Annotated in this window: 22 protein-coding genes; 13 read left to right on the top strand and 9 right to left on the bottom strand. The window is 35.3% G+C overall.

The window, feature by feature from the left end; translation table 11 throughout:
- Nucleotides 1-8 precede the first annotated feature (8 nt).
- Complete coding sequence (locus JNG87_RS13260; protein ID WP_202838839.1) at nucleotides 9-1,925, top strand: fumarate reductase/succinate dehydrogenase flavoprotein subunit; 1,917 nt, start codon at nucleotides 9-11, stop codon at nucleotides 1,923-1,925.
- Between the two features lie 12 nt (nucleotides 1,926-1,937).
- The gene (locus tag JNG87_RS13255; RefSeq protein ID WP_202838838.1) at nucleotides 1,938-2,690 is read left to right on the top strand and encodes a succinate dehydrogenase/fumarate reductase iron-sulfur subunit; all 753 of its coding nucleotides are present in this window, start codon (nucleotides 1,938-1,940) and stop codon (nucleotides 2,688-2,690) included.
- Between the two features lie 67 nt (nucleotides 2,691-2,757).
- Here the strand turns inward: JNG87_RS13255 and JNG87_RS13250 are convergent, their stop codons facing one another.
- The 5 genes from JNG87_RS13250 to JNG87_RS13230 all read right to left on the bottom strand — a co-directional run bounded on the left by JNG87_RS13250 (nucleotide 2,758) and on the right by JNG87_RS13230 (nucleotide 7,095).
- Nucleotides 2,758-3,528 (bottom strand): cyclase family protein, encoded by a 771-nt coding sequence (locus JNG87_RS13250; protein WP_202838837.1) that lies wholly within the window; start codon nucleotides 3,526-3,528, stop codon nucleotides 2,758-2,760.
- 80 nt (nucleotides 3,529-3,608) lie between these two features.
- On the bottom strand, nucleotides 3,609-4,466 hold the full coding sequence (locus JNG87_RS13245) for a GLPGLI family protein (RefSeq protein WP_202838836.1): 858 nt from the start codon (nucleotides 4,464-4,466) through the stop codon (nucleotides 3,609-3,611).
- Between the two features lie 66 nt (nucleotides 4,467-4,532).
- Complete coding sequence (locus JNG87_RS13240; protein ID WP_202838835.1) at nucleotides 4,533-4,736, bottom strand: bacteriocin-like protein; 204 nt, start codon at nucleotides 4,734-4,736, stop codon at nucleotides 4,533-4,535.
- 321 nt (nucleotides 4,737-5,057) lie between these two features.
- Nucleotides 5,058-6,020, bottom strand: a complete 963-nt coding sequence (locus JNG87_RS13235; protein ID WP_202838834.1) for a hypothetical protein — start codon at nucleotides 6,018-6,020, stop codon at nucleotides 5,058-5,060.
- 61 nt (nucleotides 6,021-6,081) lie between these two features.
- Complete coding sequence (locus JNG87_RS13230) at nucleotides 6,082-7,095, bottom strand: nucleoid-associated protein (RefSeq protein WP_137905808.1); 1,014 nt, start codon at nucleotides 7,093-7,095, stop codon at nucleotides 6,082-6,084.
- A gap of 636 nt (nucleotides 7,096-7,731) precedes the next feature.
- Here JNG87_RS13230 and JNG87_RS13225 point away from each other — a divergent pair.
- From JNG87_RS13225 to JNG87_RS13185, 10 genes are all read left to right on the top strand, one after another.
- Nucleotides 7,732-8,088 (top strand): hypothetical protein, encoded by a 357-nt coding sequence (locus JNG87_RS13225; protein ID WP_202838833.1) that lies wholly within the window; start codon nucleotides 7,732-7,734, stop codon nucleotides 8,086-8,088.
- Nucleotides 8,089-8,170: 82 nt separating this feature from the next.
- Complete coding sequence (locus JNG87_RS21730) at nucleotides 8,171-8,302, top strand: hypothetical protein (RefSeq protein WP_262486817.1); 132 nt, start codon at nucleotides 8,171-8,173, stop codon at nucleotides 8,300-8,302.
- A 51-nt stretch (nucleotides 8,303-8,353) separates the two neighbouring features.
- Nucleotides 8,354-8,749, top strand: a complete 396-nt coding sequence (locus tag JNG87_RS13220; protein WP_110011329.1) for a hypothetical protein — start codon at nucleotides 8,354-8,356, stop codon at nucleotides 8,747-8,749.
- 125 nt (nucleotides 8,750-8,874) lie between these two features.
- The gene (locus tag JNG87_RS13215) at nucleotides 8,875-9,471 is read left to right on the top strand and encodes a hypothetical protein (RefSeq protein ID WP_202838832.1); all 597 of its coding nucleotides are present in this window, start codon (nucleotides 8,875-8,877) and stop codon (nucleotides 9,469-9,471) included.
- A gap of 142 nt (nucleotides 9,472-9,613) precedes the next feature.
- Nucleotides 9,614-10,189, top strand: coding sequence for a hypothetical protein (locus tag JNG87_RS13210; RefSeq protein WP_202838831.1), 576 nt, complete (start codon nucleotides 9,614-9,616; stop codon nucleotides 10,187-10,189).
- Nucleotides 10,190-10,404: 215 nt separating this feature from the next.
- Nucleotides 10,405-10,674, top strand: a complete 270-nt coding sequence (locus JNG87_RS13205; RefSeq protein WP_114822606.1) for a hypothetical protein — start codon at nucleotides 10,405-10,407, stop codon at nucleotides 10,672-10,674.
- A gap of 59 nt (nucleotides 10,675-10,733) precedes the next feature.
- Nucleotides 10,734-11,501 carry a GLPGLI family protein gene (locus JNG87_RS13200; protein WP_202838830.1) on the top strand — a complete coding sequence of 256 codons (768 nt, stop codon included), beginning with the start codon at nucleotides 10,734-10,736 and terminating at the stop codon, nucleotides 11,499-11,501.
- A gap of 200 nt (nucleotides 11,502-11,701) precedes the next feature.
- Complete coding sequence (locus JNG87_RS13195) at nucleotides 11,702-12,493, top strand: helix-turn-helix domain-containing protein (protein ID WP_202838829.1); 792 nt, start codon at nucleotides 11,702-11,704, stop codon at nucleotides 12,491-12,493.
- 112 nt (nucleotides 12,494-12,605) lie between these two features.
- On the top strand, nucleotides 12,606-13,025 hold the full coding sequence (locus JNG87_RS13190; RefSeq protein WP_202838828.1) for a DoxX protein: 420 nt from the start codon (nucleotides 12,606-12,608) through the stop codon (nucleotides 13,023-13,025).
- 19 nt (nucleotides 13,026-13,044) lie between these two features.
- Nucleotides 13,045-13,401 carry a cupin domain-containing protein gene (locus tag JNG87_RS13185; protein ID WP_202838827.1) on the top strand — a complete coding sequence of 119 codons (357 nt, stop codon included), beginning with the start codon at nucleotides 13,045-13,047 and terminating at the stop codon, nucleotides 13,399-13,401.
- Between the two features lie 64 nt (nucleotides 13,402-13,465).
- Here JNG87_RS13185 and JNG87_RS13180 read toward each other — a convergent pair whose 3' ends face one another.
- From JNG87_RS13180 to JNG87_RS13165, 4 genes are all read right to left on the bottom strand, one after another.
- Complete coding sequence (locus JNG87_RS13180) at nucleotides 13,466-14,575, bottom strand: heparan-alpha-glucosaminide N-acetyltransferase domain-containing protein (RefSeq protein ID WP_202838826.1); 1,110 nt, start codon at nucleotides 14,573-14,575, stop codon at nucleotides 13,466-13,468.
- A gap of 338 nt (nucleotides 14,576-14,913) precedes the next feature.
- Complete coding sequence (locus tag JNG87_RS13175; RefSeq protein WP_202838825.1) at nucleotides 14,914-15,864, bottom strand: BPSS1187 family protein; 951 nt, start codon at nucleotides 15,862-15,864, stop codon at nucleotides 14,914-14,916.
- 44 nt (nucleotides 15,865-15,908) lie between these two features.
- Nucleotides 15,909-16,664 carry an aspartate/glutamate racemase family protein gene (locus tag JNG87_RS13170; protein ID WP_202838824.1) on the bottom strand — a complete coding sequence of 252 codons (756 nt, stop codon included), beginning with the start codon at nucleotides 16,662-16,664 and terminating at the stop codon, nucleotides 15,909-15,911.
- A gap of 719 nt (nucleotides 16,665-17,383) precedes the next feature.
- Nucleotides 17,384-18,859, bottom strand: coding sequence for a LuxR C-terminal-related transcriptional regulator (locus JNG87_RS13165; protein ID WP_202838823.1), 1,476 nt, complete (start codon nucleotides 18,857-18,859; stop codon nucleotides 17,384-17,386).
- Between the two features lie 1,028 nt (nucleotides 18,860-19,887).
- Here JNG87_RS13165 and JNG87_RS13160 point away from each other — a divergent pair.
- A complete protein-coding gene (locus JNG87_RS13160) occupies nucleotides 19,888-21,819 on the top strand; it encodes a hypothetical protein (RefSeq protein WP_202838822.1) in 1,932 nt (643 codons plus the stop codon).
- The last annotated feature ends 414 nt before the right edge of the window (nucleotides 21,820-22,233 follow it).

Raw genomic sequence — 22,233 nt, 5'->3', positions numbered from 1 at the left:
GAACGATCATGATTTTAGATTCAAAAATACCACAAGGCCCATTGGAACATAAATGGGAAAATTATAAAAAGAAAGCAAAACTCGTAAACCCTGCCAACCGTAAAAAACTGGATGTGATTGTTGTAGGAACAGGATTGGCGGGAAGTTCAATCGCAGCTTCTTTAGGGGAAATGGGATATAATGTCAAATCATTCTGTTTTCAGGACAGCCCGAGAAGAGCACACTCTGTGGCAGCACAGGGAGGTGTGAATGCCGCCAAAAACTATAAAAATGATGGTGATAGTGTCTACAGAATGTTTGTAGATACCTTAAAAGGAGGAGACTTCAGAGCCCGTGAAGCCAATGTCTACAGAATGGCAGAATGTTCTTTGAACCTCATCGACCAGGCTGTTGCACAAGGTGTACCTTTTGGGCGAGAATATGGCGGATATCTGAACAACCGATCCTTCGGAGGAGTTCAGGTAAGCCGTACTTTCTATGCGCGAGGACAAACGGGGCAGCAGCTTCTTCTGGGAGCTTATCAGGCTTTAATGCGACAGGTTGGAAAAGGTTCCGTGCAATTATTTTCAAGACATGAAATGCTGGATCTGGTTACTGTTGATGGGAAAGCCAGAGGAATTATCGTAAGGAATTTAGACACAGGAGATATTGAAAGACATGCAGCACACGCTGTAATATTGGCAACCGGAGGTTACGGAAAAATTTATTATCTGTCAACCCTTGCCATGGGATGTAACGGTTCTGCCATCTGGAGAGCCCATAAAAAAGGAGCTTTAATGGCTTCCCCAAGCTGGATTCAGGTACACCCTACTTCCCTTCCACAATCCGGAGATTATCAGTCTAAACTGACCTTAATGTCTGAATCATTACGTAATGACGGCCGAATCTGGGTACCATTAAAGGAAGGTGAAACCAGACCTCCCAATGACATTCCTGAAAATGAAAGGGATTATTATCTTGAAAGAAGATATCCGGCTTTCGGAAACCTTGCTCCAAGAGATATTTCTTCCCGTGCAGCCAAGGAAAGAATTGATGCCGGTTTCGGAATCGGGCCTTTGAAAAACGCCGTTTATCTTGATTTTTCAAAAGCAATACAGGAACAGGGAAAAGATAAGATCAAAGAAAAATATGGAAATTTATTCGATATGTATCTGAAAATAACAGGATATGATGCGTATAAAGAACCCATGATGATCTCTCCTTCTGCCCACTTTTCAATGGGTGGACTTTGGGTAGATTATGAACTGATGACTACTGTTCCCGGACTGTTTGCGTTGGGTGAAGCTAATTTTGCCGATCACGGAGCCAACAGATTAGGAGCCAACTCTCTTTTACAGGCGTCTGTAGACGGATATTTCATTGCGCCTTACACGATTGCCAATTATCTGGCAGATGAAATTCACACCGGAAAAATTTCACCGGATACTCCTGAATTTGAACAGGCTGAAAAGGCCGTTAAAGATCAGATCAACGATTTTATCAATATTAAAGGAACCAAAACCGTTGATTACTTCCACAAAACTTTAGGAAAGCTCCTCTATGATTATTGCGGACTGGCAAGAAATGAAGAAGGGTTGAAATACGCCATTCAGGAAATCCGAAAACTGAAACAGGAATTTTACAAAGACGTAAGGGTTTCCGGACAGGGAGATAAAATGAATACCGAACTGGAAAAAGCAGGCCGTGTAGCCGATTATTTCGAAATCGGAGAACTGATGTGCTATGATGCATTAACCCGTAACGAATCCTGCGGTGCTCACTTCAGAGAAGAATTTCAGACCCCGGACGGGGAAGCCATGAGAAATGATGCGGAATACCAATTTATTTCTGCCTGGGCCTGGAAAGGTGAAAATGGTGAACCTGAATTGATTAAGGAACCTTTAATCTTTGAAGAAATTCAGCCAACGGTAAGAAGTTACAAATAAAAACAGAAAATTATGGATTTACATCTTAAGATATGGAGACAGAAAGACAGAAAAAGTGAAGGAAAACTGGTAGGTTACGACCTGAAAGGATTGAATCCACACATGTCTTTCTTAGAAATGCTGGACACTTTAAATGAAAAACTGATTATTGAGGGTGATGAACCTGTTGAGTTTGATCATGACTGTCGTGAAGGGATCTGCGGACAATGTGGAATGATGATTAATGGTATTGCCCATGGTCCTTTGAAAAATACAACCACCTGCCAGCTTCATTTAAGATCCTTTAAAGATGGGGAAACGATTCTGATAGAGCCATTCAGAGCTGAAGCATTTCCGGTGAAGAAAGATTTAAAAGTAGACCGTTCTGCTTTTGACAGAATTATATCTTCAGGAGGTTTTGTATCTGTGAATACAGGCCAGGCTCCTGATGCCACAGCAATTCCGGTGACTCACCAGACGGCTGAGGAAGCTTTTGATTCTGCTGCGTGTATCGGATGTGGAGCGTGTGTTGCCACTTGTAAAAATGGAAGTGCAGCTTTATTTACCTCTGCAAAAATCACTCATATGGCGCTTCTTCCTCAAGGGAAAGAAGAACGAAGCAAAAGAGTGCTGGATATGGTAGCCCAAATGGATACGGAATTATTCGGGCACTGCTCCAATACAGAAGCCTGTGAAGTAGAATGTCCTCAGGGAATTTCTGTCCTGAATATTGCCAGAATGAATTTTGAATACAACAGAGCTTTGTTTTTCAGAAAGAAAAATTAATCTGAGAAAACAAAGATGATCATAAGTAAAGGACGAATTTGTAAATTCAAATTCGTCCTTTTATTTCTTATTCTATCATGGCCACCACTCTCGCCGGAGCTGCAGATCCGCCAACAATTTTTAACGGAAATACACAGATTTTAAATCCGGATGGAGGTAATGCACTGAGGTTTGTAAGCTGTTCGATGTGTAAATATTCTTTTTCGATTCCTACACGATGACCTTCCCAGAAGAATTCAGGGTCATTCATTTCTTTGGCTTTCTGAGCCATATATTTCAGGGGAAGATCCCAGCCCCACTGATCGATTCCCATTACTTTTACGCCCTGGTCAATCAGCCATTCTGTAGCTTCTTTACTCATTCCCGTTCCTTTTTCCACAAAATCCGGAGTTCCCATCATTTTATCACGATCGGTTCTGATCAGAACAATATTTCCTTCCTGAATGGTAATTCCGTTTTTATCGAGATCTTTTTTCAAATCCTCAACAGTGATAGCAACAAAATCTTCTTTATGCGTACAATCAATCACAATTCCGTCTCCGTAGCACCACTCCAGCGGAATCTGGTCTATCGTTTTAGCAGGCTTTCCTTCTACTACAGGGCCATAATGCCAGGGAGCATCAATATGTGTTGTAGCATGAAGTCCCATATTTTTGATCGTGTCATCTGCCCAGCCTATCCAGTTTTTAGGAAAAAGCCTTGACGGAAGCCTCAATGCCAGACGAATCAACCAATGCGATTTTCTATGGGCTTTATGTTTGATTTTCACCCTCATGAACCATGGGTCTCCTGCATTATACTGAATCGGCTTTGTTAAATCGACAAGTGTTGTTTTCATATGATTTAGCTAAGAAGACAAAGATAATGAATAAGGCAAAAAAACGAATAGATAGTAGCAAACGAAAAAAAGATTAGCCATTACTGATCGTTTTCTAATTCTATCGGGTTTTCATATTTTTTGTTTTCTTCTCGTTCTTTTTGTCTTTGTCTTATCATTTCTTGACCTTGTATAATGGTTGTTCCATAACTTGCGAGTACAGCAGCGGCATTGGCTTCATTATTTCTAACTGCTTGCTTTAATTTTTGTTGTGTGGTTTCTATCGCATCTGTATATCTGCTCTTTTTAATGGTAATTAATTTACCATTTAATTTAGATGCAGGTATAGATTTTACCAATTCAAAATCAAAATCTCCTTTATCATCTGTTATTTTAACAATCAGTCCTGGTAATCCGCTAAATTTATATGGACCGTAAGGCAACGGAATTTCGGGATCATACCATGCTATCCAGTTCCGCCCTTTAAAAGTAACTTCTGCTTTTTTACAAATAATTGTATTGATTACTTTGGTCTCATCCACAAGCCTCCAATTCTTTATTATTGGTTCTTTATAGGTAAGTAAAGACATTCCAGCTGATCTAAAATATTGTATATTTTCGTTGGATTGAATTATGGTAAAAGATAAACCTGTTTTTGGAATCACTACCCCTTTTTTCCAGCCAAGAGTTATACTGCCATCAGCATTCTTTGTGCTTGTTCCTGAAGTGGCCATTACCGAATCACCTTTTAGCGATATAACACTTGCAAAAAATGCACGTTTATCTCCTATCTGTAATGAGAATTGTTCTTCATGCCGATAATCAGTCCGTGTATCGAATTTTGCTTTTAATTGATAGGTAAATTCCCCACGCAGAGTATCCTGTTTGTATGATTGTGTATAAAATAAAACACTATAAAATAAAATGAATATTTGTATTAGTTTTTTGTGGTAATGCATAAGAGATATTTTCATTATAAATTGCACTTATAGTATTAACTTTTACTATAAGTGCATTTACATTAATTAGGCTAGATTATTACTAGGTCCATAATGAGAAGCTGGCTTACAATAATTTGCTTCAAGAGCATCAATCCAAGCATTTGCTTGCTCAGCGGTCCAATCTTGAGTAGTTGTAGCTTTTACTCCACATGAAGTTTCAGCATACCAAACTTGGCCTGCCTTTACAGTTTTAAGATCTTCACGAGTCAATTTTTTTAATTGTTTCATAAAATATGTTTTTTTAATTGAGTCTCAAATATATACAAATAACTCACATCTGAAGGATATTTTTTGTTATGTTAAGTAGTTGTTTATCTGTTAAAAAAATATTTTTTGCTTGAAAATTTCTGTATAAAATTGAATTGATTTTTATCCTGTTACTTAAACAAAATGCATTTATTAAAAAAATGCATTTGGAGATTTTTTTATATGTTAAATAGTCAATGTCAAACAGAAACTTTACATCTAAAGTCTGAAAATATGTATTTGTTCTGATGTATTATTATCAGATTTAGCGTTTTTGCTTTTTGCTGTTTTGTCTTTTACTCTCTACAACCCTCTGGGAATCATAATCTTCTTCGGATCATTCTCATCATACATGATCTCAATAGTTCCTTGTTGAGGAATGGAAGAAAGCTTTAAAAGACTCACAATTTTCTTATAAACAGCAATATGTTCAGTCCCTCTGAAATCTTTAAAACTTACCTGAAACATGATTTGTGGCTGATCGTTCACTGTAAGGCCTGTCTGGCTTACACTGATAATATTGGCTTCAGCATTTCTTCCTGAAAAAAGAATACGTTCTTCTTTTGTATTTTTTAAAAACTTCCCGAAAATAAGCTGAAAAACCAGGACATAAATAATGGTCATCACCCCGCTGAAAATAATCGGGTGCATGAATGTCAGAAACCTCCAGCCGAAATCAAAAGATTCTCTCCAATAGAAATAAGAGTATAAGCCAATAACATAAGCAATCAATAATACAAGAAATACGATTCGTAAAATCATTCCTGATGTATTGAATCCTACTTTCTGATCACTTAAAATAAAATAGGGTTCCTGTGATACCTTAGGATTCAGCAGTACCTTGATTTTGTTTCCTACATCAAATCTTCTCTCCTGCGGTCTGGAATCATGAAACATCATTGTATGTTCTATCACCGTATTGCTGAGATTGGGAAATGAAAGCCCGACCTGAATGAGATTCATGTTTTTTTTAGGAATGTATTTGAGGAGTTTATAATCAATGATTCCCGCTTCTCTTGGAATTCCGTTCTGTACAATGGACCGGATCGTATTTTTCTCTTTAAAAGTTGTAATGAAAAGCTTGTTGATAAAGAAAATAATCACATATCCCCATATTAACAAAGAAAAACCGAGATACCCATAGCTCACCGCTAATGAATTTCTCGGTTCTGTTGCCAGCTCCTCCGTCATCATGTAAATGAAAATTGGAAAAGGAACACAGAAAAAGAAGAGAAAAGCTCCCCAGAAAATGATCATCAATTTCATAGCTGTTATTTTGTAATCAGCAATAAAGTTATGATATTATTATGGAACCGGAGACTTCTTTTTATACCTCTTTTTCGAAATAAAGTCTGTAATATTTTCCTTTATCATCCTCACCCATTTCAATTTTCTGTCGGTCTCCGTGGATGTAGATATGGAAGTTTTTATCTAATTTAATAATACTTTTAAAGTGTCTCTGAGTCTTTTTTACCGCCGCTTCACTGATCGGGAACTCTTCAGCAATATTCACCTGCATGTCCTGTTCGTAGTCTGTTTTAAAGTTCACGAAACTTTCAATCACATGCTCATCTCCCAAGACTTCACTGGCAAATTCATCCAGCTTGAATTCTTCTTTTTCTTTGAAGAAATTGATAGACTTGTTCAGGAAATCTGCCTGGTCTGCTTTGGAAACTTCAAATTCCTGGGGAAGCTGTTTGGTGATATAATCTTTATATACCATCAAAGCTTCCTGCGTGTGGAAATATTCATCATCACGCTGTTTTACTTTCAGGAAATCTTCAAACCAGTAATACATATCCCCGTTTTTGTTGTTGTCAACTACGGAAAGTACATACCCTGTTTCTTTATTGTTGTTGTAAATCAAAGCAGCCTTATCAATTTTAGACAAACCGATTCCCTGATCTTTTTCAATATCAAATGTTTCTTCTGCAGGATTGATTTTCAGGAAAGATTCTCTCTTCTCCGTTTTAAAAATCCCGATTTTATCCACTCTGTCCGGACGGTCGCTTTCATCTTCAAAAAGTACGATAAAAAGCTCTCCACTCTGAACTCTCGGATTTTCTGCCGCTTCGAAAAGATGTTTGGCAATATTCTCAGATTCCCAGATAAACTTGGATTTATCATCAAAAATTTCAGATACGGCACTGTACACCGGATTATTCACCAGATAGGTGTCACTGTAAAAATGGAAGGTTTCTTCCGATTTAAAAGAACCTAAAAAGTAGTCTTCAAGCATTTCTGCCATTCCTTCTTCCAGCTTCAATTCCTCCTGGGAAAGTGTCAGCGAATCTCCGTTGATCTTATTTCCGACTCTGTGTACTATTATTTTTGAAAACATTTTCTGAATATTTGGACTGCAAAGATATTCATTCTTATCCTTACTGCGAAACTTAAAAAGAATATTGATTTTGGGATAACATAAACTTGATTTTTAACCACAAAAGGCACAAAAGTTCTTATTTTAAATCCTTTAGCCCATTTTAGAAGCGTAATGATACACACTAAAAAAGTTCACTAAAGGTGAAAATCTTAGATTTTCAAAACTTCTGAGTACTTCTTAGCTATAAAGCCGATGACCTTAAATAATTTAACAGTTTAACTCTTTTGTGACTTTGTGGTGAGTTTTAAGGCAAGTCATTTGTTTTTTCTCCCATTTTGATAAAAACCTTATCATTTTGACAGGCTTTTTTGTTTAAAAAACTCGCCTACAAAATCGTAATTTACTAATTACCAACACATTAAATACATTCCATTTTCAACGGAATATCATTGGCATCATGATTTGAAAACATAGAAAAATGGACTTAAAGACTTTAAACAGAATCGACAAGCTCAGAAGGTTAAAAAGCAAAGGACCTGCAACTCCAAAATGGCTGAAGCCTTATCATATGCTCTTTTTTGCTTTTTTAACCATTTTCATTTTTGGTGCCTTCATCAAAATGCTAGAACACTATCACCATTAAAATATAATACGATGAACTATTTACAAGCCGTAAAGGAAATCACCGACGTGGTTCCCGACTTTGAAAAAGATGTACAGGAAATCAAAATTCAAAACTCATACAGCATTATCCGCACTTTTACGGAACGTATTAAAAATATGATCAGACAGAATGACAGAAATCTGCTGTTCAGGAGTTTACAGAAAATGGACAAAATTTACACTGACGGAGATACAGTATTAAAGAATGCAATTGAGACAACCTTTATCTATTCTCTGGACAATTGTACTGCTTTCTGCACTGAGGAATACAGAAAAGTGATTTTTAGTCATATTTCTGCCAACCTTCAGAAAGTATATTCAAGACAAATTTACACTCACGGCATATAACCGTTTTGTTACATTTTTTATCCGTTTCATTACAAAGTGTTTAAATTAAACAAAAATAAAAATAACTCACAATCAATAGATTATGAAAAATAAAATCAGAAGAATTTCAGACTGGAAAACCTGGAAAACCACTACTAACAGGCACAATGCAGAAATATTACTCACTCACATCGCTGTGATCGTCGGAGTATTTATTTTTGCTGCCTGTCTTTAAATTTTGGTATACATTTCGCTGCAATATAAAGTGTTTGAAAAATTCTTAATTATGATGAAAGTACAAATGCAAACTATTAATCAAAAAATAGCTGTTGAATACTTAAAATTTTTCTATCCGCCACTTCGCAATGAAATCACCCAGCTGTCTGTACAGGACAATTTCGCAGGGATCATGCAGGCTACCGTGAATTATCTGAAGCACCTGCTGCAGGAATCGAAGATCAATATCATTGCCCATCACATCAAGTTGATGGACTGGATCTACAGAAACGGGAATTCTTATGTAAGAACCATGATTGAAAACCTGTTTGTAAGATCTTTCGAAAGCTTCAAGAAACACGCAAAGATCCAACATTGGAAACTTCTTTACCAATATATGCCTGTCAGCTTCCAGATCATTTATAATGAACAACAGAAGCAGGATCAGATATATTTTGGGAAATAAATTAAGTCAAAAAGCGAAAAGGTAAATACGCGTTTACCTTTTCGCCTTTTCATTCCTGATCGATATAACTCCCACTCTAATATGTTTCACAAATAGGTGTGAAACTTCTTTTTATAAAATATACCATGAAATACTCTTTTTATGCCCTGATAATGGCATTGTCATTAATATCGTGTGAAAACAACGACAATATAATTGATGATCCGAGACCTGTTGATAAAAATGTTTACTCGTTTCAATTTAAAAGTTATACTGTAAAAAATACGGTTTTGTACAAAGGATCAAAAGGAGAAAAATCTACTCCGGATGAATCTTACCTTACCGATTACTGGAGCCTATACCAGGAACCTGCATGGGAAAAAATAAATCTTGATCTTAAAAACAAAACGATCAGGTTATTCTCAGAAACCTCATCTACAGATTTTGCTTACAGTTTTACCATCGCGAATGATTCTGTACTGATCAAAGAGAACAACAATAATAAACCAACTTACATTGGTGATTTCCATAAAGACACTTCTTCATTCACCTTAAAAAGAACGTACAGATACGTTAAAAAAGTTCCCCGAGATGACCAGGACGCACTATTAATTACCAAAAGTTCTCATTTTGGAACAACTCAATACGAAAATATTTTCGGTAATATATTCTCCAAACCTTCTGAAATGATCAAAACAGGAGATCAGGTTTTATGGAGCAATATTGAATATTCTTATAAATAATTGTAGCTACATTTTTATTTTTTAATTATTAACTCAGAAACCAACTTCCCGTCCTGCAAGATCCGGAAGGTTTTCGTTGAGAAATATACTGTAATAATATATCTTCAGTTATTTTATTAACTTTAGATATTATTTATAAATAATGAAGAATAAATATTTTTATGGATTTTTAATCACTTTTATTTACACAGGATATAATGCCCAGGTTTCTGATACAGTAAAAAAACTGGCACAGCCTTTAAGTACTCTTTCTTATGCTGAGTCCTCCCATATTGGTTATGGAGGTGAAGAAAGTAAGATTTATAATCAATTTAAAAAAATTGCTAAAACAGCAAGTAATGATGAGCTCTATTACTATGCGATGAATGGCAGCAATGCGTTAAGGGTTTATTCCGCCAAGGAGCTATTTAAAAGAAATGATAAAAGATTCTTAGATATCTATACTTTCTATTATAACAATCCTTTAATGATGAAATATACTTTGGGATGTGTCGGAGAAAATAAAAATATTTCAGAATTTTTAAAAGATGAAGTATACTCTGCCCAGGATTATATTTCGTTGCGGGATCATTTATTGAAAAATAAAGATAAGCAAGATGAAATATCAAAATTACAATTAAGCCAAATCAGAGACCATGGCTATGGCAAGCTTACAGAAGAAAATGTCAATTCAGTTAAAAAGCATTTAGAAGAAATTGATAATAAAAAATCAAACTAAAACTTATCTGTTCAATATAATGGGCAAAACCAAAAGTATAAAAAATATTACTATACCCGCCGAATTTTTATTGGATAATAGTTTTATTTCAAAGAGTATTTAAAGGAGCTTTAAACAAGACTTAAAATCTTTTTAATATCCTTACGGTTTTCCATATTTGGTGATTAAAAAAATAATTTTATATTTAAATTGTTAAATATTTAAAAAACATAATTATGAAAAAAGTATTATTACTTTCAGCATTTATGGTTGCTGGACTTGTTTGTGCTAAAGAAAGCACTTCTAACAAATTAGAGTCAAAAAAGGAAAAACAGCAAATTGCAGCCTTTACAAGGTATTTGGTGACTATCAAAACTATTTGTGGAACTACTTATCAAACAGTTTTTGATTCTGAATTTGATTCAAGTGATTGCCTTTACAACGAATGGGAAATGTATAACAATCAAGATTGTGGACATTCCAGTTATGAAAATCCAATGACGTAATGAAAAAAATAATAGGCTGTCTTTTAACAGCCTATTTAATTATAATATTTTGAGTACCTATGAAACCACTTTTTAGAATTTTTTTGTTATTTCTTTGTTTTAACTATGTGAAAGGTCAAGAAAAAAAAGATTATTCGGAAATCGAAGTAAAGTATAAATATAATTTTGTACAAGATACTTTGGATAAATTATCTACAATTAATGAGCCTATGGTATTACTCACTAATGGCAAAAAATCTATATATTATAGTGAAAATTATAAGGCTGCAGTGGATGGTTTTGGGAAAAAACTGGAAGACGCAATGAAGACCGGAAATATTGTTGATCCCGGCTCTCTTCCGAAATCTAAGGTAAAGCATAATGTATATAAGGATGAAAACAAAACCTATATATCAAATTATTTAGGGAGAAATTATTACACCTATGAGAGTCCTGATAAACTTGACTGGCAAATTGATAATAAAAGCACTTCTACTATTGGCGGCTATAAATGTAATAAAGCAGTTGTAAGTGTAGGAGGAAAAAAGTTTATAGCTTGGTTTACTTATGATATTCCAATAAGTGATGGTCCATACAAATTTAGAGGACTTCCTGGATTAATATTAAAGATCAATGAGTTGAATAATTATATAGGTTTTGAACTTATATCAATAAATAAAACGAGTTTACCCATTGAGCAAAAAAAAGGGTTAATTGTATCCAAAGATCAATTTATTACAAAGAGAAAAGAATATATGAATGACCCGTATCAAGGTAAAATTAATAACCCGGAGTATAGAAAAATGATTGAGGACAATAAAAGGAAGTATAACAATTCTTTAGAATAAAAAAAATAAAACACCTGAATTTACAGGTGTTTTATTTTTTACTCATTATTTCTATACATCATTATATCATTATAGCTAGCATTATGAGTGAGCTGTATACCTATAATTACAGTTGTAGCTTCATCAAAAGGATTTCTACAATATCCGTTTTGTTCCATCCAGTTACATCAATTTGATATTCACCTTTTAACAGATCTGAAATGATTAAAATAAGAAAATACTCCAACCATGCAGGATATCCTGAACCGCGACGGGTCATCAGATACACCTTATTCTGGTGCCAGTCCGGAAATGCAGAAATTCTGATTGACGAAAATATTTTTATGATGAAAACCGGTCAGGTTGTAACCATTACTTCAGGACAATTCCATCAGTTAAAATCAGTGGAAGGAGAATTGACTGCATTGGAATTTACGCTGGATTTTTTCTGTAAAAGTGATAGTGATATTGAACTTATCTTCCACAATGGTCTCTTCTGTCATTTTGGAATGAATGAAATGATCACTGTACAGCACCCTGAATTTTTCTCTGAAACATTGAACACTATTGAAAAAGAAATTCAGCAACAGCCTTACCAGTATCTGATCTCTACACATTCTCTGGTGGAATTGCTTCTGGTAGAAATCAACCGCAGTAAAATTGCCCACGGCGATGAAATATGGAAACCCGATGCTTTATTTTTAAAGTTCCTTGAAACTGTAAGGGCAAATTTTAAAAATAATTATCAGGTCTCTCATTTTGCTGATCTTCTCGGAACCACTGAAGCCAAACTGAATGAGGTTTCAAAACTTCATACCAACAAAACGGCCCAGAATGTGATCTACAGCCTCATTATTTCTGAAGCTAAGAGACTTTTATTATATGAAAAGCTGACTGTAAAGGAAATTGCCTACCAACTTGGCTTCAATGATCCTTTCTATTTTTCAAATTTCTTTAAAAAACATACTTCACAGTCTCCCAAAGAGTATCAGAAAGTGGTAAAGGAAATTTAAAAACTTTCAGCTTCCTTCTTCAATATTACATGCTTTTCCCGGAATTGTCTATTCTTTAGGCGGCGGCTTTCGCTGAACTTTGTACTGTAATTAAAACCTAAAAATTATACGTATGAAAACGCAACAGGATACCGCCGTTTTTTTATTAAGAATTGCTCTGGCTGCCGGATTTTTATCAGCAGTAGCAAGCAGGCTGAATCTTTGGGGGGCTCAATCTTCAGGCTGGAAAAATTTTGTTCATTATACCGCTGAAACCAATTCATTTTTACCACCATCGTGGGCACCTTCTATTGCCCTATTTTCAACGGCAGCTGAAGTTTCAATAGGCTTTATGCTTCTTCTGGGTTTTCAGATAAAAAGAACAGCAAGGTACGCCTCTGTGCTCACTTTATTTTTTGCCATAGCCATGAGCATTTCTTTTGGAATTAAAGAACCTCTGGACTATTCAGTCTTCGCATTCAGTGCAGGGGCATTTCTTCTGAGTACATTTTCCCATTATAAATGGAGTTTTGATCATTTCTTACATCAATAACAATTAAAATTTATATTACATGAACACCAACATCCACGATTACATCGTAAAAACAGAACAGAAAGAATGGCAGCCTTTGATTGAAAAAGGAATTCATTATCAAGGTATTTTTGTAAAATCCTTAAAATTTGATCCTGAAAAAAAACGTTCTACCAGTATTCTTTTAAAATTTGAACCAGGAGCCAGCTATCCTTATCATAACCATCCTGCAGGAGAGGAATTATTTATACTGGAAGGTGATGCAACTATTGCAGGAGCCCGGCTTGAAAAAGGAGATTATCTATATACTCCGCCTGATTTCAAACATTCCGTGAAATCTGAACATGGCTGTACCATTCTTTTTGTTGTACCGGAAGAAGTGGAAATTCTTAGCTGATTACAAAACAAAACCACGGTAATTTTTACCGTGGTTTTTATGAATTTTAAAGAGGATGGAATTATTATTTTAAAACTGTTTCATCAGGTGATATCAGTATGAAGTCAATTAACGTTTTTTTCTTTCTTATGACATCCACCATAGTCTGTACTGAAAAAGTGAGAATAATATACAACGGGATCAGCATACACACGTATCCAATTTCATGTTGCCGATATCCGAAAATTCCTTTTCCCCACGAGATTAATATCCATTGAATCATGTACATTGAGGTCAGGTTTTTACTGCAATATTTGAGAACACGTATAAAACCATTTTCTTTGGCGTTTGCCATAAACGTATTAATCAGCCATAAAAACAGTAGTGTCCAGCCTGCAAAATAAAGAACACCTCCGGGGCCCATATGATAAAAACCATTGTAATGATAATCACCATACAGAAAGACCAGCGGTGCTCCTATGGCAATAAATAACAGTCCGGCATACAGCATATTTCTAAATATCTGTTGGGTATTGTAGTTCAGCTCCTGAAACCATTTCCCGAAAAACATTCCGATGATGATAAAGGCCATCCATGGAAAAACAGGGAAATAGACATATGCCGGATAATCGGTATTGAAAAGGAGATCCAGAACATAATTGATCACAGGATAATCCAGGTTAATTCCGCTTACTTCCCTGGATACCAGCGCAACGAATAAACCTATTGCCAGAATGATATATTTATTTTTCACATACGCCCTGATAAATCCAACAAATAATAAAGACATCCCAGCCAGCTGTAAAATATCACCCAGCTGTACCAGATATACATACTGCTGTTCTATAGGTGCGCCCCAGCCATATTTTTGGATAAAATTATCGGGAGCAAAATTAAAAATGACAGGAATCATAAACTTCATAAAGTTCATGAACAACCCTGCAAATATTAGTAAAGCACCCCGTTTTAAAGCACTTTTAAGACTTTGATGACTGGAAGTCATGAAAGTAATTCCCATACAGATCAGGAAAATAGAAGTTCCCCTTCCAAGAAAAACAATAAAACTGCCGACAGCTGTTTCATATTGTGATTTTACATTGGCATACACCAATAAGGTATGTATAATGATCATTCCGATGACACTTATACCTTTTATTACATCCAGAGTAAGGATTCTTTTGTTTTGTAGTTTCATAGTTTTTAATGAAAATGTGGATTAGATGGACAAAATTGTATTCATTAATGATTTCTTTAAATTATATTTTTATTTATTCTAAATAAAACCAAATATACAAATTAAAACCATTCCTCATAATTCATGAATCAATTTTCATAAAATAGTAATACTTAAACATTTACTCCAGTATAATTACAATAATATTTTCAACACTCAAGTATGTAATTTTCCTTGAATCGTCAGACAATGAAAGTTTAATATTCTATGTCTTTAAATAAAAAAACTCTTCCAGCAGGAAGAGTTTTTATCATATCTAAACTTATAGCTTTAAATCATAGCAAATGATCTTTTAGAAATCATAGCCCCGAACCAAGCATTTTTATCCAGATAGGTTGATACACAGGATTTTTAATTCCTTCCACATGATAGGGATTAGGAGGAGTACGCATATTTGTGTTTTGAACAATAGGCTGATCTAATGCAAAAACATTCTCTGCTGGGATATGGAGTGTTTTACAAATTTCCGCTAGCTCTGTTGAAGCAACCTCTTTTACATGATAAGTTGCAAAAACATTTTGAGGTGATGTTACTAATTTTTGGGAGTACCACCCTGCGATTTTTTTCGTTTTGGAATTACTGTAATCCCACCCCCCTGAAAAGCTGATGATCCTGGCTACAGACTCATGCTGGGCAATAAATTCAGCCATTCCTCCCCCCTGAGACTGACCGGCTATAGCGATTTTGCTCCAGACAGGTTTACCTGTGTTGTGATCAAGATACTGAGACCATACACCCTCTTTATCATTTTTTGACAAATACTGTAAAAGTTCTGTCAGGCGAGGTATTATGGCATCCTGATACTGATCCGGAATAGGCAGGAAAGTATTATCACCATAAATACGTTTTCTACGGAATTCTGCAGCACAGTCAATATTTTGATTCAAATAATCTCCTTTACACACCTGCGAAACTCCAGGGGTACTTATAAAAGAAAGTGCTATAACCCTATATCCCTGCTCCAATGCTGTTTTTAAAAAACTTTGGGGAACATGAACAGTTGATCCTTTAGTCCCTGTGAGCCATAGCAGTACTTTATTATTCTTAATGGCCTTATCATAAAATACAATATGTGCACTGTCCCAGTTCTTTACCGAAGGATCAGCTTCACTGGGTTTCACCTGAATCTTTTTATATCCGGAAAAATCAATAGCAGGATTTACCTTTTGTGCTTTCAGATTTGCGGACAAACTTGCCAAAAATAACACAATAAACAGTATCATGGTGGATAATGAGGTCTTTTTTTCCATAGTATTTAAAATTAAATTAGACAATTAAAGCACTATAACAAGTGTTAAAAATCAGTTCTCAGAATAAAATCTACTCCCATTTGGGCGTGCAGCAATGTGGTGTTGAATACCGGAATCTCCAGATCATTTTCCCCGATAATAATCGGAAATTCTGTACATCCCAATATGATACCTTCAGCACCCATCGTTTCCAGGATTACAATCTGATCCAGTATATATTTTTTTGTTTCAGGCTTTAAAATACCAAGAGACAGTTCTTTTTGTATAATGGTATGAAGTTTTTCCCTGTCTTTCTTTTGGTCGGGTACCATTATATCAATATCATATTTATCTTTTAGGATTTTCTCAATAAATGGTTCCTCCATGGTAAATACTGTCCCAATAAGCCCAACTTTACGAAGCCCTTTCTTGCGGACTGCAGTACCTATCGCATCTCCGATATGCAATATGGGAATCATGCTATGCCGTTGCACTTCATGATACACTTTATGGGGTGTATTAGCACAAAACATGGCTGCAGTGGCTCCGGCTTTATATAATTGATCGCAGGCTTCAATCAGCATTGCTGCAATTATATCCCAATGATCCGACTTTTGCAACTGATGCATAGAATACTGATCAAGATTTACTAATACAAGAGGAGGATTTGTATTATTACCGAAATAATCATTGATGGTTTGGTTCAGGTACATGTAATATTCCAGCGTTGAATGCCAGGAAAGACCTCCGACAAGACCTAATTTCCGTAAGGTGGGATGGTGCAGAGGATAACCTGAAGAACTTTGATTATAATTATTCATGACAGTTTTGTTTGCAGTTCTCTGCAGCCGGTACTTGTACTGCAAAGCCGGAAATCTCACCCTCTTCTTTACAAAATAATCGTATGCAATTTATAGGGAAGTACATTTTCTATTTTTTACCAAGATTAAGAAAAAAACAGAGAGAAGCATAATAATACCCTACAACATATATACGCCACTTTGTAGGTATACCCACAAAAACTACTCACACATAGTGCCTTTTTTTGTTTTTTGAAAACACACAATAAGGCGAATTACTAATCGATCCATTATGTAATAGGTTCAAAACCAATTTTTGGATTAATGATTCTTATCGTTAAAATTATTGTATTGAAATACAGGAAAATGGATAGCCCCAACTGACATGCATTCCTTCATTTATTATCCAAAACAGCAATTATAAACTCATTATGTATAGTCAATATTTTTTACAGCAACAACAAAAGAAAACATCATATTTTATTATTTAATTCACTATAATGGATGTAATACATTGGCATTTTTTAAAATCATGTATTTTATAAACAAATGAAAATGCACATATGATGTATATAAAACCTTAGCTAAAAACTACGGATTATAAAATTCAGATCATAAATTCTGATGTTCTATAGCTTTTCAGGATAAAAATTAACAAAGAAACCGAAACAAAAAGATTTGTTCCGGTTCTGTATTATCTATTCAAATTAGCCGATACATGGATATTCTTTTCAAACCTGCTATGGCTCCAATATAGATCTGAAAAAAAGATACAGATTTGTCTCGCTTTCCAGATTCAGTTTTTTCCGTATTCTGTACTTTTTTGTCTGTACAGATCTGTGCTCCATAGAGACACTCTGAGCAATTTCCTTTGACGAAAAGCCAAGCCATATCATGGCACAAAAAGTTAAATCCGATTTGGAAAGATTAGGATTTATTTTCAGCAACTCCCTGAATAATTCCGGATAGGCTTCCTGGAATTTAGGAAAAAAATCAGCTTTTTTTTCTCTGGCAAGCTGAATGATATTCTCATAATTTTCACTGAGTTTTCTTTTCAGGTCTTTTGTTTCTTCCCCTATTTCAAAAATTATTTGTTGACTTTCCGCCAGCTTTTTTTTCTTTTTTCTTACATGTAAATAAAAGTAAACGGTGATTAAAGTAACCAACAGCATTGCGATACCACTATACCACAGCGTGGTATTATTTTGTTTTTTAAACTGAACTTTTTCGTTTTCTCTATCTTTATTCAGTCTGTTGATGGAGAGGTTTACAGCCTGATTCTGGTTGGCATTAAGGCTGTCCTGCAATGAAATTGCCTTTTTCAGATATTCATTTTCTTTTTCAGCATCTCCTTCATTTTTATAAAGTCCAGACAGTTCCTTATAATTGTTAAGAAGAAGTTTAGGTCTGTTGACCTGCTTAGCCAATTCAATTGACTCCTTAATTGCGTTGATAGCCTCACTGCTTTTTCCCTGACTGTTCAGAAATATTCCATAATTCTGTAAAACAACAGCTCTCTGGAATTTGTCATGTTTAAAATTCCTGGTTTCTAAAAGCATAAAAGCCTTTTGAAAGTAATACCTGGCAGAATCAGGTTTCACCTCAAATATGGTAAAGTACCTTGCAACATTAGATATATCGAGAGGATTTGCTTCTATTTTTATAGCTTTATGCAGGTAAATAAGAGCAGAGTCAGGCCGGTCAACATTGTACATGTAAAAAGATCTGGTTGAATAGGCATAGTGTAAAAACAGACGGCAGTCACGGTTATCTTTTCTCAGCTTCAAAGCATAATTCACAGCTTTTGAATTGTATTCCAAAGCCAGCTTACTCACATCCATTTTACTATAAACCTGGGCATACTCCTGATTAATTTTACCGAAAAGAAAATTATCATTGCTTTTCCCGGATATATCTTCAGCCTTGTTTAAATATTCTAACCCTTTCTTTAAATTACCCCCAAATACATATCGGTTGGCAATATTGGCATATCCCATTGCTTCTCCTTCGCGGTAGCCAATCCGGATTGCTTCCTTTATAATTCCTTTGTTCCAACGGATAAGATCATCGTCAGATATTCTTGTCCGGAGTACTTCATTTGTTTTTATCAGTAAAGTATCAATATTCCTTTCTGTATATCGTTGTGAAAATAGTTGCGAATAACATATTATGAAAGAAAATAAAATTATTTTATTTATTTTTTTTAAAAAAAACATAATAACGAGTTATTGATTAAAGATAAAAAAATACTTATCATGACCAAATAAAATTATTATGATAAGTACATCAGATTAATATTCTCCAATTCAGAAAACAAGAAACAAGGCAAAAGTTTCCTATCCATCATAATTTACTGTTCTGTAAAGTATAATTACTCCTTTTTTGAATGTTATCTTTTCTCTGTTTTTATTTACACGAATAACAAGATTGAGAATCACATCAAAATATATGTTGTCTCCCGTTTTCACCTGCTACCGGTAATAAATTCAATTTTTTTCTTTTTTGCTTTAAAGAAATGATTCAACCTTATTATTGGTTCCGGATGTCTGGAATCTCACAAAGAGATCAGCGATTCACTTTTCTTATATACATATCTATCTTATTTTTCACAAGGTTAAAAAAAAGTGATAAAAAATGCACAATAATAACATACATCGTACATACATCATCTTCTCAAATCCCTATAAACAAAGGATTCAAAAAAAATCATACATCCTTACTACACCCACTTGAAAATGCACCCTATTTCCACCTGACAGCAAAAAAAAATTCTAACCAGAATCAACAGATGTATAAAACAGATGTAAAAATTATTATAACATTAGCTGTCTCTTTATTAATTTAAATCAATAACACCCTCCTTATCTTGATTTCTCCTCTATAAATCATGATTTAAAATTATATTGGTAAACCAATCTTTATTTACAACCTCTTATAGTAAGCTGATAAAAGCAACCAGGGCAAAAAGCAAAGATAGTATTTCCCTCTTTAATTCACTATAATGTGGTTTAATTTATTAACATTTTTTCCTTATATCATATATTTTTTCAATAAAAATACACTAATGATGTACCTATGATATACCCATGTTGTATCTATGATAAGCGTATAATATACTTTAAAACTTCACCAAGCATTACCTTTGCAACCAATCACAGTAAGTAAAGCACGTAGATAAAGTTCAGTAATATTTTCACTGCTATTATAACTGTTGATATAAGAAAATTATTAATTAACACATATTATGAAAAAAAATTTATTCGTAGTAGGATTGCTTGCTACCTTTTCATTGGCAAAATCACAGGTGGGGATTAATACCCCAACCCCCGCTGCAACACTTGATGTGACCGCTAAAAACAGTACTGGTACCGGTACAACAGTAGAAGGATTACTTATTCCAAGAGTAGACAGACAAAAAGCTCAGAGTATGACCGGGGTTCCGGTATCAACCCTTATCTATGTCAACAATATCGCTACGGGTACCGCTGCAGGTACCGCTTTGAATATTGATACCGTTGGCTACTATTATTACAATGGTACTGTATGGACAAAGCTGAGCACTCCCGTTAATATTTACAATGCAGATGGCACCCTTACCGGTAACAGAACAGTAACGCAGGGAGCCAATACCCTGGCATTCACAGGGACAAAAACCAATGCTTTTTCTGTCAATGGGAAAAATTTCTCCGTGGATGCTGCAAACAGCAGAGTGGGAATCGGTACCATCGCTCCTGCTTCTGCCCTGTCTGTTCAAAACAGTGCGGGAGCTACAACCAATACCATTTCTGCAGGAATTGAAAATTGCGGGGCTCCGTGTTCACAAGGAGTTTCAAGAAATATTACCCTCTATAATTTAAATAGCACCGGCGGGCAGTTTGCAGAGCTGGGGTTCATTCCATCAACATCTGAAACAGGACTATCAGGAGCAAGCATTACAGGAATCGACCGTGATGCAGCCAACAGCTATGCAGGATTACAATTTTCAACCAGAAATGCTACAGATTATGCGCCGAGACTGACCATCAAATCTTCCGGAAACATTGGTATCGGGACAACAAATCCTACTAGTAAGCTTCAGATTGAATCAGGAACAAGCGGGGCTTTGAAAATTGTAGACGGAACGCAAGGGACAGATAAGGTGTTAACATCCGATGCCAGCGGAGTAGCAACATGGAAAGCTCTACCGGCAGCACCTGCATCTGCCAATATCTATAACACGGATGGGTCTCTGACAGGAAACCGTACTGTTACCCAGGGAGCCAATACCCTTGCCTTTACAGGAACACAGACCAATGCATTTTCTGTGGATGGAACTACCTTATCTGTAGATGCTGCCAATGACCGTGTAGGTCTTGGTACTGCAACGCCTGACACCAAACTGACCATCAGCACCCCTGATAATAGTTTTGGTTTAAACCATACCAATGGTACAGTGAATCTGAAAACATATATCGGAGCAGGAGCAGGTTATGTGGGGACTACTACTTCAAATAATCTGAACCTGATGGCTAATAATAGTGCAAAAGTGGTAGTTACTCCTTCCGGGAATGTAGGGGTAGGAATCAATAGTCCGGATAATTCAGCATTGCTGGATCTTAATGCTGCCAATAAAGGACTTTTACTGCCAAGAGTATCCCTGTCATCTCCATCAGATGCCAGTACTGTTCCCGCACCTGCAAAAGGCCTTCTGGTGTATAACAACAATACAGCCATGTCACCTCAGGGAGAAGGAATTTACTATAACGGAGGAACAAGCGCATCACCGAACTGGGGTAAAATAGGACCTGTTTCAAAAATGTATTTTAAATATTATACTTTTACAAACCCGAACGGAGATTTCATCTCTAACTTCGATACCAAAATACCTGTTTCTTCATATACTGCCATTGTAGTGGGATTTGACACCAATAATCACAGTGATATCAATGCAGGCTTTAAAGGTAATGGTTCAACCGTTTTTGATTTTCAGGCACCAGATATCTATACTTTTCAGCAAAACGGAACCTGGAGGATTTATGCAGATGTCCCTAATGCAAATACTACATCAGGCAGTTCATTTGTGTGGGGAATCAGAGTACTGATTATTTCCAATGAACAAATGTCGAATCTGAGTACTGGCACTTATAATCTTGGAGGCAGCAGCGTCGGAGCGGCAACTGCTTCTCCCGTTCCATAGCAGTAACCAATAACTAAGTCATCTGGAACATATCCAGCTTCAAATACTCTTCAAAAAAAATTTTGAAGGGTATTTTTATTTATTGACCTGTCCTTTTTTAGTAATGAAGCTGTTTACACTTTTATATTCATTATTTTTAAATACAAAAGACCCAAAAGTTTTAAACATTCCATTTTTTTAGAGTCAGACTTTATATAATAGCCCACTTAAGCTTTGTGAAAATCTTTGCCTGTTGAGCGAAGTTGAAATGTTTATCTCTTATGTGAGCTTTTGTGCAGTCTCATTTTAAACTTACTTAAGTAAACTCAAATGTTTTTTAAATGAAATCTTTTGTGATTTTTGTGGTTTTGTAAAGTGTAAACAACTTTAATATTAGCTTTGACAGGCTCATCCTGACAACGTTTAAAAATTCCA

The sequence above is a fragment of the Chryseobacterium cucumeris genome (assembly GCF_016775705.1).
GTDB lineage: Bacteria > Bacteroidota > Bacteroidia > Flavobacteriales > Weeksellaceae > Chryseobacterium > Chryseobacterium cupriresistens.
The sequence above is the reverse complement of the archived record's forward strand: the minus strand, read 5'-3'. Positions and strand labels throughout refer to the sequence as shown.

Bases quoted from the DNA above. Each gene is read 5' to 3' on its own strand.
- JNG87_RS13260 (WP_202838839.1), top strand. From the start codon at position 9: ATGATTTTAGATTCAAAAATACCACAAGGCCCATTGGAACATAAATGG.
- JNG87_RS13255 (WP_202838838.1), top strand. From the start codon at position 1,938: ATGGATTTACATCTTAAGATATGGAGACAGAAAGACAGAAAAAGTGAA.
- JNG87_RS13250 (WP_202838837.1), bottom strand. From the start codon at position 3,528: ATGAAAACAACACTTGTCGATTTAACAAAGCCGATTCAGTATAATGCA.
- JNG87_RS13245 (WP_202838836.1), bottom strand. From the start codon at position 4,466: ATGCATTACCACAAAAAACTAATACAAATATTCATTTTATTTTATAGT.
- JNG87_RS13240 (WP_202838835.1), bottom strand. From the start codon at position 4,736: ATGAAACAATTAAAAAAATTGACTCGTGAAGATCTTAAAACTGTAAAG.
- JNG87_RS13235 (WP_202838834.1), bottom strand. From the start codon at position 6,020: ATGAAATTGATGATCATTTTCTGGGGAGCTTTTCTCTTCTTTTTCTGT.
- JNG87_RS13230 (WP_137905808.1), bottom strand. From the start codon at position 7,095: ATGTTTTCAAAAATAATAGTACACAGAGTCGGAAATAAGATCAACGGA.
- JNG87_RS13225 (WP_202838833.1), top strand. From the start codon at position 7,732: ATGAACTATTTACAAGCCGTAAAGGAAATCACCGACGTGGTTCCCGAC.
- JNG87_RS21730 (WP_262486817.1), top strand. From the start codon at position 8,171: ATGAAAAATAAAATCAGAAGAATTTCAGACTGGAAAACCTGGAAAACC.
- JNG87_RS13220 (WP_110011329.1), top strand. From the start codon at position 8,354: ATGATGAAAGTACAAATGCAAACTATTAATCAAAAAATAGCTGTTGAA.
- JNG87_RS13215 (WP_202838832.1), top strand. From the start codon at position 8,875: ATGAAATACTCTTTTTATGCCCTGATAATGGCATTGTCATTAATATCG.
- JNG87_RS13210 (WP_202838831.1), top strand. From the start codon at position 9,614: ATGAAGAATAAATATTTTTATGGATTTTTAATCACTTTTATTTACACA.
- JNG87_RS13205 (WP_114822606.1), top strand. From the start codon at position 10,405: ATGAAAAAAGTATTATTACTTTCAGCATTTATGGTTGCTGGACTTGTT.
- JNG87_RS13200 (WP_202838830.1), top strand. From the start codon at position 10,734: ATGAAACCACTTTTTAGAATTTTTTTGTTATTTCTTTGTTTTAACTAT.
- JNG87_RS13195 (WP_202838829.1), top strand. From the start codon at position 11,702: ATGATTAAAATAAGAAAATACTCCAACCATGCAGGATATCCTGAACCG.
- JNG87_RS13190 (WP_202838828.1), top strand. From the start codon at position 12,606: ATGAAAACGCAACAGGATACCGCCGTTTTTTTATTAAGAATTGCTCTG.
- JNG87_RS13185 (WP_202838827.1), top strand. From the start codon at position 13,045: ATGAACACCAACATCCACGATTACATCGTAAAAACAGAACAGAAAGAA.
- JNG87_RS13180 (WP_202838826.1), bottom strand. From the start codon at position 14,575: ATGAAACTACAAAACAAAAGAATCCTTACTCTGGATGTAATAAAAGGT.
- JNG87_RS13175 (WP_202838825.1), bottom strand. From the start codon at position 15,864: ATGGAAAAAAAGACCTCATTATCCACCATGATACTGTTTATTGTGTTA.
- JNG87_RS13170 (WP_202838824.1), bottom strand. From the start codon at position 16,664: ATGAATAATTATAATCAAAGTTCTTCAGGTTATCCTCTGCACCATCCC.
- JNG87_RS13165 (WP_202838823.1), bottom strand. From the start codon at position 18,859: ATGTTTTTTTTAAAAAAAATAAATAAAATAATTTTATTTTCTTTCATA.
- JNG87_RS13160 (WP_202838822.1), top strand. From the start codon at position 19,888: ATGAAAAAAAATTTATTCGTAGTAGGATTGCTTGCTACCTTTTCATTG.